Annotated in this window: 11 protein-coding genes and 1 pseudogene; 6 read left to right on the forward strand and 6 right to left on the reverse strand. The window is 71.4% G+C overall.

Going from position 1 to position 12,880, the window contains the following annotated elements; all coding sequences use genetic code 11:
* Positions 1–21 precede the first annotated feature (21 nt).
* Positions 22–1,341, reverse strand: a complete 1,320-nt coding sequence (locus D0D28_RS23370; protein ID WP_116112391.1) for an MFS transporter — start codon at positions 1,339–1,341, stop codon at positions 22–24.
* Positions 1,342–1,594: 253 nt separating this feature from the next.
* On the opposite strand from D0D28_RS23370, the gene D0D28_RS23375 reads away from it, so the two are divergent.
* Positions 1,595–3,178, forward strand: a complete 1,584-nt coding sequence (locus D0D28_RS23375) for a PucR family transcriptional regulator (RefSeq protein WP_162831163.1) — start codon at positions 1,595–1,597, stop codon at positions 3,176–3,178.
* A gap of 6 nt (positions 3,179–3,184) precedes the next feature.
* Here the strand turns inward: D0D28_RS23375 and D0D28_RS23380 are convergent, their stop codons facing one another.
* Together D0D28_RS23380 and D0D28_RS23385 are read right to left on the reverse strand one after the other, a co-directional pair.
* Entirely contained in the window at positions 3,185–4,381 is a 1,197-nt protein-coding gene (locus D0D28_RS23380) for a CaiB/BaiF CoA transferase family protein (protein ID WP_116112396.1), read from the reverse strand.
* A 116-nt stretch (positions 4,382–4,497) separates the two neighbouring features.
* The gene (locus D0D28_RS23385; protein ID WP_162831164.1) at positions 4,498–5,367 is read right to left on the reverse strand and encodes a PaaI family thioesterase; all 870 of its coding nucleotides are present in this window, start codon (positions 5,365–5,367) and stop codon (positions 4,498–4,500) included.
* A 154-nt stretch (positions 5,368–5,521) separates the two neighbouring features.
* Between D0D28_RS23385 and D0D28_RS23390 the strand changes: the two genes are divergently transcribed.
* A complete protein-coding gene (locus tag D0D28_RS23390; protein ID WP_198958329.1) occupies positions 5,522–6,253 on the forward strand; it encodes a haloacid dehalogenase type II in 732 nt (243 codons plus the stop codon).
* A gap of 12 nt (positions 6,254–6,265) precedes the next feature.
* Here the strand turns inward: D0D28_RS23390 and D0D28_RS23395 are convergent, their stop codons facing one another.
* Together D0D28_RS23395 and D0D28_RS23400 are read right to left on the reverse strand one after the other, a co-directional pair.
* Positions 6,266–6,703 (reverse strand): SRPBCC family protein, encoded by a 438-nt coding sequence (locus D0D28_RS23395; RefSeq protein ID WP_094007625.1) that lies wholly within the window; start codon positions 6,701–6,703, stop codon positions 6,266–6,268.
* A 12-nt stretch (positions 6,704–6,715) separates the two neighbouring features.
* Entirely contained in the window at positions 6,716–7,876 is a 1,161-nt protein-coding gene (locus D0D28_RS23400) for an epoxide hydrolase family protein (protein WP_116112402.1), read from the reverse strand.
* 338 nt (positions 7,877–8,214) lie between these two features.
* Between D0D28_RS23400 and D0D28_RS23410 the strand changes: the two genes are divergently transcribed.
* The 3 genes and pseudogenes from D0D28_RS23410 to D0D28_RS23415 all read left to right on the forward strand — a co-directional run bounded on the left by D0D28_RS23410 (position 8,215) and on the right by D0D28_RS23415 (position 11,314).
* On the forward strand, positions 8,215–9,651 hold the full coding sequence (locus D0D28_RS23410; RefSeq protein WP_116112405.1) for an MFS transporter: 1,437 nt from the start codon (positions 8,215–8,217) through the stop codon (positions 9,649–9,651).
* Positions 9,652–9,853: 202 nt separating this feature from the next.
* A complete protein-coding gene (locus D0D28_RS36955; RefSeq protein WP_240323322.1) occupies positions 9,854–9,973 on the forward strand; it encodes a DUF5753 domain-containing protein in 120 nt (39 codons plus the stop codon).
* Between the two features lie 784 nt (positions 9,974–10,757).
* Positions 10,758–11,314: pseudogene (locus D0D28_RS23415) on the forward strand (HD domain-containing protein).
* A 48-nt stretch (positions 11,315–11,362) separates the two neighbouring features.
* Here the strand turns inward: D0D28_RS23415 and D0D28_RS23420 are convergent.
* Complete coding sequence (locus tag D0D28_RS23420; protein ID WP_116112408.1) at positions 11,363–12,001, reverse strand: TetR/AcrR family transcriptional regulator; 639 nt, start codon at positions 11,999–12,001, stop codon at positions 11,363–11,365.
* A gap of 102 nt (positions 12,002–12,103) precedes the next feature.
* Between D0D28_RS23420 and wzt the strand changes: the two genes are divergently transcribed.
* Complete coding sequence (wzt, locus tag D0D28_RS23425; RefSeq protein ID WP_116112411.1) at positions 12,104–12,871, forward strand: galactan export ABC transporter ATP-binding subunit Wzt/RfbE; 768 nt, start codon at positions 12,104–12,106, stop codon at positions 12,869–12,871.
* Positions 12,872–12,880 lie beyond the last annotated feature (9 nt).

Genomic DNA, 12,880 nt, shown 5'->3' on the forward strand with positions numbered 1-12,880 from the left:
ACCGATTTCCCGGCTGCGGCCTCAGCTGGGCGTCTCTCGCAACGAGACGGCACGTGTCTCCGGCAGGAAGGGCAGCACGACCAATCCGACGATGTACAACGAACCGAGGATGACGGCCGCTTTCGTCACGCCGCCGAAGGCGAGCACGAGGTTGCCGAACACGATGGGGCCGGCGGCCGCGATCAGGCGGGTGGAGTTGAACACGAAACTGATCGCCGTCGCGCGCACCCGGGAGCGGAACAGTTCGGGCAGGTAGATCGCGAAGGCCGCGAACATCCCCAGGGTGAAGAACCCGTTCACGGCGGCCATCCAGACGACCGTGGTGGCCGAATCCGCGGTGAGGTAGAGAACCGCGGTCGTCACCACGGCACCCACCAGGTACACCGCGATGTACCGGCGCCGGCCGATGGCGTCGGCGAGGAAGCCGCCTGCGATGTACCCGGCGATCGATCCGACGGTGTAGGTGATTCCGGCCAGGCTGGTCAGGTGGTCGACGCCCGCCTGCCCCGCACCGCCGGCGAGCTGCCTGACGAAGAGCGGCAAGGAGGTCGACACGGTGTAGTACGCGCCGATCGAGAACAACGACAGCACGAGCGTGAGCAGCACCCGGCGTCGGCTCACCCGATCGTGGAACACCTGGGCGAGAGTGGAACGGCCGCGCTTCGCGGCGTCGCGGCCGGCGGATCGCTGCCAGACCGCCGACTCGGGCACGTTCCGGCGCACGTACAGCGTGAACAGGGCCGGCAGGACGCCCAGGACGAAGACGACCCGCCACATGCCGGGACCGAACTCGCTCAGGACGAGCCACACCGCGGAGGCGAGCAGCGCGCCGAACCCGAAACCGGCCTGCATGGTCCCGGCGGCCTTCGAGCGGGCCCGGGTCGGCCACGTTTCGGCGATGAGCGCCGTTCCGGTGCCCCACTCGCTGCCGAGGGAAAGACCGGTCAGGAAACGGAGGACGAGCAGCATTTCGAGGTTCTGGGAAAGCGCCGTCAAACCCGCGAACGCCGAATACGCCGCGATCGAGAAGAGCATGACGCGCTTGCGCCCGATCCGGTCGGCGATCACCCCGCCGATCACGCCGCCGATCGCCCACCCCAGCAGCGTGACGCCGACCGCGATTCCGCCCCACAGCGGCAGATTCGCGCGCTGGGCCGGGTCGAGGAGCTGGCTCAGCATCGGCGTCAGCACCACGGTCAGCGCGTAGGTTTCGTAGCCGTCGAAACCCCAGCCGAGAAACGCCGCGAACAACGAGCGCCAATTCGCCGCGGTGACGTCGCGGTACCAGGGGCCGGTGTTCGCGGACAGGCGAGGCTTGGTTTCCTCATCGTTGAGGGCCATTTACTTCTCCTCATCGAACCAGTAATGGCACCGCGGCGGGTCCGGCAACTGTAGGCACCACGCGGCCGGGTCCGCTTCGGGGAGACGCCCGATCCGGGCTGTGCGACGTTGGCCCAATCTCCAAGGCCGCGACCCGGCAGCCGGCAGTGGAGTTTCCGACAACAGCGGGCGGGTGCGAGGGGACGAAACTCCCTCGGCGAGCGGGCACCGGGCGTCTATCCTGTGCCGGAGCTCGGGCGACGAGGAGATGATGGTGACACTCGGTGATCTCCTTGCCGTGCTGGGCGCGGACCAGCTCGAGGCCGAGCTGCTCCAGCGAGACGGCACGGCCGTGGTGAGTGACGTCGCCATCCTCGATCCGCCCGATCCGGTGGACCGGGGTCACCTCGTGCTCGCCGTCGGTGTCGACGCCGGTGATCCACGAGCCGGCGAGGTGGTCGCCGACGCGGCGAAAGCCGGCGCGGCGGCGGTGGTGTTCCGCGCGACGGGCCGGCCCGGTCCGGCCGCTCTCGCCCGCGAACACGGGATCTCGCTTCTGCGGGCCAAGCCGGGCACCAGCTGGACGAGGCTGGTCACGCTGGTCCGCTCGGTGCTGACCGCGGCCACGGCCGGCCCCGAATCGCCCCGGGACCGCACCAGTCCGAGCACCATCTACGGTCTCGCGGACGCGATCGCCGTGACCGTCGGCGGTTCGGTCGTGCTCTACGACCGCGCCCACCGGGTCGTCGCCTACTCGGTCCAGGGCTTCGAGATCGACGAGGTCCGGCGGGACACCATCCTCGGCAGGCGCACGCCGGACCAGTGGATCGAGCGGTTCACCACCGACCGGAGCGCGTACGAGACCTTCTGCCGGCCGGACGAGGTGGTGCGTGTGGACGGTTACGAAAACCTGTCCACCCGGCTGCGCATCGCGATTCGCTCCGAAGGCGAAGTCCTCGGTGAGATCTCCGTCGCCGAAGGCCGGCAGCCGCTGGGCGCGGAAGCCGAAGCCGCGTTGATCCGCGCCGCGCGGCTTGCCGTGCCGCACCTGCTCCGGCACCGGCTGGTCGAGGACGCCGACCGCGCGGCCAGGATGCGGCTGCTCATCGGGCTGCTGTACGGGGACGCCCCACCGGCGGCGGATCTGGGGCTGGGCGGCAAGGCCGGGCTCGTGGTGATCGGTTTCGCCGGCGCGGACCTCCCGCCGGGCGAGGGCGGCAGCCTCGCCGGGGAACGGGTCCTGCACCTGCTGTCGCTCCAGATGAGCAGCATCGACCCGGCGGTCGGCGTACTGCCCTCCGGATCGGTCTACTACGCGCTGGTCCCGGCCGTCGACGGCGATCGCGTGACCCGGCTCGTGGAGCCGGCGTTGCGCCACATCCGGCGGATGGGCATCACGGCCCACGCAGCCATCGGCCCGTGGGCGGCCGGGCCGGGCGACGTGCCCGCCGCGCGTGGAGTCGTGGACGATCTGCTGGACATCCTGCGGCGTCCGGGCTGGCCGGCCGCCCCCACGGTCGCGACCGCCGAGAGCCGGTGGCCGGACCTGGCGTTGCTGCCGGTCGAGCGAGCGCTTGCCGGTACCGCGCCCTGCGATCAGCTGCGCGCCCTGCGCGACCACGACGAACTCCAGAAAACCGACTACATCACGACCCTGCGGGTGTTCCTCGACGAATTCGGATCGGTGTCCCGGACGTCCGAGCGTCTCGTGCTGCATCCCAACACGGTGCGGCACCGGCTCGAACGCCTCGCCGGGATCGCCGGGCTGGACCTGTCGGATCCCGCTCAGCGGCTGGCCGTCATGGTTCAGCTCCGTGCCCTGCCCTGGCCTGCCGCCCCCGGTGGTGCCGGGAGGTAGCGGGCGTCATCGACGGTGCTCGCCGGGGCGGATCTCGGCCAGCACCTCGTCGGTGTGCTCGCCGAGACCCGGCACGTCGCGGCTGCCCGCGGGGTCGTCGCCGAGGTCGAAGGGCGGGCGCAGCGCGCGGATCGGCCCGCCCGGCGAGCCGGCCTCGAACCACCGGTCGCGGGCCCGGAGTTGCGGGTGGTCGAGGAGACCGGCCAGGTCGTTGACGTCGCCGGTGGGGATACCGGCCGCCACGAGCCGGGCGGCGATGTCGGAGACCCCCGCGCTCGCCGCGAACTCGCGCTCGATCTCGCGCTCCAGGCTGTCCCGGTGCCGGACGCGCAGCTCGTTCGTGCGGTAGCCGGGGTGGTCGGTGAGGTCGGGCCGGTTCAGCACCTGGTCGCACAGGGCCCGCCACTGCGCGGCGGTTTGCACGGCGAAGTTGACGTGCCCGTGGTCGCCGACGCGGTACACGCCGTAGGGCACCATCATGTTGTGCCGGGCGCCTTCCCGCGACGGCTGCCGTCCACTGTAGAGCTGGTGGTAGGCCGGGGCCATCATCCACTCGGCCAGGCAGTCGAGCATCGAGATGTCGATCGTGCGTCCGCGGCCGGTGTGCTCGCGCTCCAGGAGGGCGGCGAGGATCGCCGACATCGCGTACACCCCGGCGCACATGTCGGCGACGGAGATGCCGACCTTCGCGGGCTGGTCCGGGGTTCCGGTCACCGACAGCAGCCCGGCTTCGCCCTGGATGAGCAGGTCGAACGCCTTGTGGTCGCGATACGGCCCGGTCGCGCCGTAGCCGGAGATCGCGCAGGCGATCAGCCGCGGCCACCGGCGTGCCAGGACCTCCGCGCCGAAGCCCATGCGGTCCACCGCGCCGGGGCCCAGGTTGTGCACGAACACGTCCGCGTGGCCGAGGAGCTCGGCGAGGACCGCACGTCCGTCCTCGGTCTTCAGGTCGAGTGCCACGCTGCGCTTGCCGCGGTTGGCCCACACGAAGTAGGCGGACTGGCCCCGGACGACCGAATCGTAGCCGCGAGCGAGGTCGCCGCCGGCCGGATTCTCCACCTTGACGACGTCGGCCCCGAGATCGGCCAGGTGGCGGCTGCACAAGGGTGCGGCCACCGCGTGCTCCAGCGCCACGACGCGCAGGCCGGTGAGCGGTCGGCCGCCGGACTCGGCGGCGTCGGTGTCGGTGGTGTGCGAGTCCATGCCAGGCAGTCTCGCCGTCCTGCGGTGGCCGAAGCCAGGTGCGCTCGTCCAACGTGGCGGGATCGGTGTTGCGCGATCCTCCGACGCCCGGGCGCGACCGTCCATTCGCGACTCGTTCAGCGCCGGTGCACCAGGCCCGCGACCGCACGGACGTGGCCGTCCTGCAGCAGCCGCACCTGGGTGAACACGGTCCGGCGGGTGGTGTGCTCGACGGCCGGTTCGAGCACGACGGGCTGAGCCGCGCTCGTGCCCGCCAGGAACCGCATCGTCCCGGAGACCAGCCTCGCGCGGGTGCCGTCGCGGGGTGCGCCGCACCGGGCGGCCGCCGCGAACAGCACGCCGCCCTGGACGGCGCCCGCGCGGTTGGTCATCACCTCGGTGGGCATCAGCACGCTGGTCCCGTGCTCGTCGGCCGTCGCCTCGCTGATCACCTGGTCACACCACGACCGGCCGGTCTCGTCCGCCCGCCGCGCGGTCGTGACCAGTGCCCGTTCCGCGGCGGTGAGCTCGCCCAGGCCCCCGGAGCGGAGTTCGGGCGGGTCCGGCCGGTCCCACGGGAGTTCCGCTTGTGATCCGCTGGACGGAACCGCGAAGGCCGCGCCGCAGTGCCCCAGGACGTGGTTCCCGCTCCGGATCACGCCGGCGGCGGTCCCGACGCCGTCCGCCACCGCGACCTCACCCACTTCGGCGAGCGTCCGCGCACCGGCGCCGGGCGAGCCGGTGAGGTCGAGCGTGAGGCTCAGGGTCGGGAGCGGCCGGGTCCCGCCGAGCCGGCGGCGAAGCGCGCCGCCGAGCGCGAAGTCCGCCAGCATCGCCACCTCCACGAGGCCGAGACGTTGTGGCGCGGGCGGTGCGAAGCCGAGCGTGAACGGTTCGGACGACACGTGGCGCAGGCCGGCCACGCAAGCCAGTACGGGAGCACCCGTCGCGCGGGCGAGCGCGAGAGCAGGAAGCAGCCAGTTCCGCGGCGCCGGTTCGGAGCACATCGCACCACTATCGCGGGCGGGTCCGCGTGGAGCGACGTGACACCCACCAATCACCGGCCCCCGGTGTCGGGCGTTCCTCCGATGCCAAGGTGACGCGTCGTCATTAGCGTTCACCGCGTCCCATCCACACCTCGTCCCACCGGGAGGACGCGCAGTGACCGAGCAGACCGAGTCCCTGACCGGCGTCAAGGCGCTGATGTTCGACTTCTACGGCACCGTCGTCGACATGCAGAGCGGCCTGACCGAGGCGATCACGCCGTACCTGCGGTCCAAGAACTACACGGCGCAGCCGCCGAACCGGGTCGTGACGTGGTGGCGCCGGACGCACTTCGAGAACTCGATGATCGACGGCCTGCTCGGGCGCGAGCACATCCCCTACCGGGAGATCGGCAGGCAGGCCGTGGACTACACGCTGACGCGCGCCGGTGTCCCGCACACGATGGACGAGGTGCGCTCGCTCGTCGCGGAGATCGAGCGGCTCGATCCGTTCCCGGACGTGGTCGAGGCGTTGAGGCGGCTGAAAGAGGCCGGGCTGAAGCTGGTCATCCTGTCCAATGGGGACCCGGACATGCTCGAGTCCGGCGTCAAGTACTCCGGCACCGCGGACCTGTGGACCCGGGTGGTTTCGGTCGCCGAGGCCGGTGCCTTCAAGCCGCACTTCGCCACCTACGCCACCGGCGCCAAGGCGGTCGGCCTCGACCCGTCGGAGGTGCTGTTCGTGGCCAACCACGCGTTCGACTGCGTCGGCGCGAAGGCCGCGGGCATGCACACGGCGTTCGTCGACCGCCGCAAGCGCCCGTTCGGCAACGAGTACTACCCGCCGACGCTCGTCGTCGACGACTTCGCGCACCTCGCCCGTGAGGTCATCGCCCGCACCCGGGGCTGACGCCGCTGCCTCTCAGCGCTGGGCGGCGTGCTCGGCCAGCCCGGTCGCCATGTCCTGCATGAAGCGGCGGAGGTACCGCTGGAGGAACCAGCGCATCCCGAAGCGGGCCGAAAACGTGCCGTGCCACCGGATCCGGGTTCCACCGCCGGGCAGCTCCTGCAGCTCGATCGCGGCCCGGTAGTCGCTCAACTGAGGGTTCTCGGCGCCCTCGTACGCGAACCGGCGTCCGGGCTCCAGCTCGGTGATGCGCTCCTTGGTGACGACCTTCCCGGTGCGGAACGCGCGGACGGCGCCGACCCCGTCCCGGCCGTCCGCGGACAGGCCCTGCGACTGGCCGGTCTCCAGGGCATCGATCGGGGACCACGACGGCCAGCTGCGCGCGTCGAGCAGCAGGGCCCACACGGCCGAGGGTGGCGCGGTGGATTCGGCGGTGACGTCGTAGGACTGCATTTCCGGTTTTCCTCACACTGGTCGGCCGTCGCGTACCTCGCGGAACGCGTCGCGGATTTCGGACACGAGAAGGGCGGGCTGTTCCAGCCCGGGGAAGTGGCCGCCGCGGTCCAGGACGTGCCAGGTGCGCAGGTCGCGGTAGCGCCGGTGCGCCCAGCGGCGGGCGGTCGGCCACGGGTCGGCCGGGAAGAGCGAGCAGAACGTGGGCACGGTCACCGGCCGCGCGTTCTCCTCCTCCGCGCTGCGCGGCACCCACCGCAGTGCCTCCCAGTACCACCGGGCGGTGGAGGCGCCGGTACCGGTCAGCCAGTACAGCGCGATGGTGTCGATCTGCTGGGCCACGCTCACCCCCGCGGTGTCGGCGAAGGCGGTGAACTTCTCGCCGAGCCAGGCGGCCAGGCCGGCGGGTGAGTCGAGCAGGGAGTAGCCGATCGTCTGCGGGCGCGTGCCCATCAGCATCCCGAAGCCGTAACCGTCGGCCAGGTGCCGGTCCCGGCGGTCCACAATGCACTGTTCGTCCCGGGTGGGGTTCACGCGGTCCGCCGGCAGGGGCGAGGCCAGCGGCATCGTCAGGTGCAGTCCGGCCACGCGTTCCGGCGCGAGCCGGGCCAGTTCGGTGCTCACGTAGGCACCCCAGTCGCCGCCGTGCGCGGCGAACCGCGGGTAGCCGAGCACGGTCATCAGGTCCGCCCACGCCCGTGCGGTGCGGCCGGGGTGCCAGCCCGGCTCGGCCGGCCGGTCGCTGAACCCGAACCCCGGCAGCGCGGGCACGACCACGTGGAAGGCGTCGCGGGCGGAACCGCCGTGCGCGACCGGATCGGTGAGCGGCCCCAGCACGTCCTCGAACTCCAGCACCGAGCCGGGCCAGCCGTGGGTCAGCAGCAGCGGCAGCGCCGCCGGCTCCGGCGAGCGGACGTGCCAGAAGGCGATGCCCAGTCCGTCGAGGCGCACGCGGTAGTGCGGGATCGCGTTCCACCGGGCCTCGGTCGCCCGCCAGTCGTGCCGCCGCCACGCCTCGATCAGCGCGGTGAGCCGCCGCAGCTCGATTCCCTGGGCCGGGTCCGTCTCGGGCTCGGGGAGCCGGACCCGGTCCAGCCGCGCACGCAGGTCCGCGAGATCGGCTTCGGCGACGTGGATCGCGAAGGGTTCGGGCGCCGTGGGGATTGCGGGCATGTCCGCACGCTACGGCGAACCCCGAGGGCGGTTCCATGCGCGAGATTGCGGTGTACCGGTCAGAAATTGCGGTGGGCCGAGGGCGGGGAAGCCGTGCTGACTTCCCCGCGTCGCCGGGCCTGCCGGAGCGGCTCGACCGCCAGGCCGAACAACCGGGCGACCGCGCCGGCGACGAGAGCCGTGGCGTCCGCGTCATGGGGAACGAGCTCGGCGACGCCACCGGATCCACCCGGTCGATCCAGATCACACTATTACCCCCGGGGGTACTTGCGCGACGCGGGGATCCGGGGATACCTTCGCTCCACCAGATACCCCCTAGAGGTATAGGAGAGAAGGCAATGACCGCCTCGCAACCGAGTTCCCGGCGCTGGTGGGCGCTCGGGTTCATCGCACTCGCCCAGTTCATGGTCATCATGGACACCTCGATCATCGGGGTCGCGCTGCCGAAGATGCAGGCCGACCTCGGCTTCTTCCCGGACGGCCTGTCCTGGGTGTTCAACGCCTACGTCGTCGCCTTCGGCGGGCTGCTGCTGCTCGGCGGCCGGCTGTCCGACCTGCTCGGCGCGCGCCGGATGTTCGCCGCGGGCTGGGTCATCACCCTCGGCGGCTCAGTGGTGGCCGCGCTTGCCGGCACCGCCGGGGTCGAACTGACCGGCCGGGTGCTCCAGGGCGCCGGAGCCGCGCTGATCGCACCGTCGGCCCTGACGCTGCTGATGGTGCTGTTCGGCGGGCGCCCGAAGGAGCTGACCAAGGCACTCGCCCTCTACGGGACGGCGGCGCCGGCCGGTGGCACCGCGGGTGTCTTCCTCGGCGGCGTGATCACCGAGTGGCTGTCCTGGCCGTGGATCTTCTGGCTCTACGTCCCGATCTCGCTGATCGCGATCGTGGCCACGCCCGCCCTCATGCCGGCCACCCCGTCCCGGCGCGGAGCCGTGGACGTCGCGGGCGCCGCGGCCGTCACCGCCGGTCTCGCGCTGGCCGTGTTCGCGATCGTGCGGGCGCCGGAGCAGGGCTGGGGATCGGCGGCCACGCTCGGCGCCCTGGCCGGTGGCATCGCACTGCTGGCGATCTTCCTGGTCATCCAGCGGTCCCGGCGGGTTCCGCTGGTCCGGCTCGGCATCTTCCGCACACCTGGCCTCGGCGCCGCGAACCTGGCGCAACTCCTGCTCGGCGCCGCGTGGATCCCGATGTGGTACTTCCTCAACCTGTACCTGCAGCAGGTCCTCGGCTACGGCGCCTTCGCCAGCGGCGCGGCGCTGCTCCCGATGACCCTGCTCATCGTGATCCTGATGGTCGGCGTCGCGCCGCGCCTGATCGCCCGGTTCGGCACCAAGAGCCTGATCGTCGCCGGTCTGTGGGCGCTGGCCGCCGGCCTGGTGTGGCTGTCCTTCGTCCGGCCGACGGGGTCGTTCGTGGTCGACGTCCTGCCCGCGTCGCTGGTCGCCGCTCTGGGCCAGGCTCTGGCGTTCATCCCGTCCCTGGGCATGGCGATCTCGAGCGCGAAGCCGGAGGAAGGTGGCCTCGCGTCCGGCATCGTCAACACCTCATACCAGATCGGCTCGGCCCTCGGCCTGGCGGCGATGACCGCGGTCGGCCTCTCCTTCGGCGCCGGCGAACTCGGCAACGCGGTCGCCCTCACCGACGGCTTCTCCGCCGCCTTCCTCGGCGCCGCCGCCCTCGCAATCGTCGGCGGATTCCTCGGCCTGGCCACCATCCGCACCGCCCGCAAGGACACGCCCGCGCCGGCCGACACTCCGGAGGTGAGCAGCCTCTGAAACCCGCCTGCTGTTCTCCACACCAATGCGACCCCCCGTCGGGCGGACCGGTGAGCACTCGCCGGCCCGCCCGACGGCCGTGCGTCAGGGCAACTGCAGCAAGACCTCTCTCGCGTGATCACGTTCGCGACCCCTTCGAGGGCACCGTGACGACGAGTCCCTCGTCCCGTAGGAGCTGAGTCGCGTGCCGAAGGGTGCGTCGATGATCACCCTCGCCGCATCACAGTGCGAAGTCTTCCTCGGCCTGTCGGCGCTCACCTCACGAGTCGGCGGCGTGAACGTCATGGCGAAGCAAGTTGAGCGGCTGATGGAGGTACTCTGAGCCCCCAGGAGACGCGCCGACATCTCGAAGACGTTCTGCACGAGTTGAGAACCCCGTCGCCGCGAGGCCTCCCGCGGTGAGCCGTCGCGACGGCGTAGGGCGTAGGCCGGGGACAAGCTGGTCGACGACACCGAGCCAGTCCCCTTTCGCGGTGGGGAACCAGCCGGTGAGGCGACCGGGCACCCCGCCTGTCCTGTCCGGTGACCACGGTGTGCACGGGCGCTCCCGGCACCCGCTGAACCAGGTGTAGGGACTGTGCAGCATCGGCAGCCTCCTACTCCCAGCTCGGCGCACAGCTTCCGCCGGAGCCCACCGGTCGAGGCACGGCTGATCACCGAACTCGGCGCGCGCGGCCACCCCCGCTGACACTAACCGCCCCAGATCTCCACTGCCAGCGCGGTACGCACGGGACTTCACCGCCGCGATGCCGATGGGCTCGGTCCCGGACGTGGCGAACCTGAACTACTGGGCCTACTGGATCGGCGAACTGCGCGAGGTCGACGACGCCTTCATGCTCCACGCCGACCTGCGGTCGTGAGGTGGGGTGCACCTGCTTGAGCACCTCACCCGACGTGTGGCGCCGTCTTCGCCGCACCTGCCGCTGAATCCGCACACCTTGGTCACGTTGATAGCCTCACGGCCGTCACTGCTGACCGACTGGCCCCAGCGCTCGCCGAGGCCGTCGAAGTGGGCTTGTCCACCGACGAACTCACCCGCGCCGAGCGGGACCAGTTCGCCGGCCCGCACCACGCCCTCCGCATCGCCGACCGATAGGAGCCCCTGCGTGTCCGACCCCAGCGCCATCGCCGGCTTCGGCTACGAACTGGGCGTCCTCAAGCGGATCCGGCGCTCGGGCTGGTGGCACGCCGGCGTCCGCGACCCCGAATCCGTCGCCGAACACTCCCTGCGCGTCGCCCAGCTCGCCGGGCTCCTCGCCGCCGAAGAAGGCGCCGACCCCGCCCGCGCCGCGTACCTCGCCCTGTGGCACGACAGCCAGGAAACCCGCACCGGGGATCTGCCCCACACCGTCAAGCCCTACCTCGCCAAACCCGACCCCAGGCAGATCACCGCCGACCAAACCGCCCACCTGCCCGACGCGGCCCGCACCTCCGTCCGCGACGCCGTCGACGAGTACGAAACAGCCGAGACCATCGAAGCCCGCTGCGCCCGCGACGCGGACAAGCTCGAGATGCTCCTCCAAGCCGTCGAATACCGCGACATCGGCGTCCAGCGCGTCCAGGGCTGGATCGACAGCGCCCTGAAAGGCCTGTCGACCACCACCGCGCAACGGTCGCCGAGGTCGCCGTCTCGCTCTCACCGCTCGCCTGGCGTGACCGCTGACCGCTGCATCGGACGTGGCGAGCCAGGGGGCACCGCGGTCGAAACGCGTTACGGATGGCCCACGGGCCCGGACGTCAGATAGGCCATGGCCATCTCGGTCGTCGCGTCTGCCCAGGCCGGCCAGGACAGGCCGTCCTGCCAGGCGGGGAACGTCGCGGCCCGGTGGACACACGAGCCGATGATGCTGCGCGCCGCGAACCGGAGGGCCTCCCGCGGGCCGGGCCGCGCGACCTCGCCCAGGTGGGCCTCAGCGGATTCCAGGAGCGCCCGCTGGATCGTGTCGAGCGCTTGCGAGCCGCGCTGGGCGCCGTCCGCCGGCTGGCCGTTGAGGAGCTCCGGGAAGGCACGCGTGTAGCCGGAGAAGGTGTGCGCCATGGCGTGGGTGAACGAACCGATGGCGCCGCGGAGTCCACCGGGCGCCGCGGCGAGCGCTTCGGCGACGCCGGTTTCCAGTTGTTCGAGCAGATGGTCCTGCACGGCCTTGAGCAGCTGCTCCTTGCCGGTGAACCGGCGGTAGATCGCCCCCACCGACAGGCCCGCGCGCTCGGCCACCGCGGCGACCGTGAACTCCTCGATACCGCCCGTGCTCAGGACGTGCTCCGCGGCGGCCAGCACCTTCTGCAGCGATTCCCGGCTGCGGGCCTGCTGCGGGGGACGGAAGCCGTGCTCGGCGTGCTGAGCGCTCACGACCTGGACGGTACCGCTCGCCACGGGGGGTCTGGCGACAGGGCAGACGATAATGGTAGTTTACGTTCGCATAATGTCCAGCGGCAGGAGTGAGTTCCGAGCGTGGTCAACATCGAGGTGCGCGGCGCCTACGTCGACTTCCCGGTCTTCGACGCCAAGACGCGCTCGTTGAAGAAGAAGGTCCTCGGCAAGGTCGGCGGCGCCATCGGCACCTCAGCGAGAGTGCCGGTCCTCGAGGCGTTGCGCGACATCACGCTGTCCCTGACCGAGGGCGACCGGGTCGCCCTGGTCGGGCACAACGGAGCGGGCAAATCGACCCTGCTGCGCCTGCTGTCGGGCATCTACGAGCCCACCCGCGGCACCGCCCGGGTCGAGGGCATGGTCGCGCCCGTGTTCGACCTGGGCGTCGGCATGGACCCGGAAGTCTCCGGGTACGAGAACATCCTGATCCGCGGCCTGTTCCTCGGCATGTCCCGCCGGCAGATGCAGCAACGCGCCGACGACATCGCCGAGTTCACCGAACTCGGCGACTACCTCCACATGCCACTGCGGACCTACTCCGCCGGCATGCGCGTCCGCCTGGCCCTCGGCGTGGTCACCACGATCGACCCGGAGATCCTGATCCTCGACGAAGGCCTGGGCGCGGTCGACGCGGCCTTCATCGCCAAGGCCCGGCGGCGCATGGTCGACCTGGTCAACCGCTCGGGCCTGCTGATGTTCGCCTCGCACTCCGACGAGGTCCTGCTGGAACTGTGCACGACGGCGATCTGGATGGACGAAGGCCGGATCCGCATGCGCGGCCCGGTGCGCGAGGTGCTCTCCGCCTACAAAGGACACGAGCCACACGTGCTTCCCGAACGAGTCGCGTAAGGAGCCTGA

The organism is Amycolatopsis ruanii (assembly GCF_003385175.1).
Taxonomy (GTDB): domain Bacteria; phylum Actinomycetota; class Actinomycetes; order Mycobacteriales; family Pseudonocardiaceae; genus Amycolatopsis_E; species Amycolatopsis_E thermalba.

Coding starts and splice junctions, on each gene's coding strand:
- D0D28_RS23370 (WP_116112391.1), bottom strand. CDS start 1,341: ATGGCCCTCAACGATGAGGAAACCAAGCCTCGCCTGTCCGCGAACACC.
- D0D28_RS23380 (WP_116112396.1), bottom strand. CDS start 4,381: ATGGACTCGCACACCACCGACACCGACGCCGCCGAGTCCGGCGGCCGA.
- D0D28_RS23385 (WP_162831164.1), bottom strand. CDS start 5,367: ATGTGCTCCGAACCGGCGCCGCGGAACTGGCTGCTTCCTGCTCTCGCG.
- D0D28_RS23395 (WP_094007625.1), bottom strand. CDS start 6,703: ATGCAGTCCTACGACGTCACCGCCGAATCCACCGCGCCACCCTCGGCC.
- D0D28_RS23400 (WP_116112402.1), bottom strand. CDS start 7,876: ATGCCCGCAATCCCCACGGCGCCCGAACCCTTCGCGATCCACGTCGCC.
- D0D28_RS23410 (WP_116112405.1), top strand. CDS start 8,215: ATGACCGCCTCGCAACCGAGTTCCCGGCGCTGGTGGGCGCTCGGGTTC.
- D0D28_RS36955 (WP_240323322.1), top strand. CDS start 9,854: ATGATCACCCTCGCCGCATCACAGTGCGAAGTCTTCCTCGGCCTGTCG.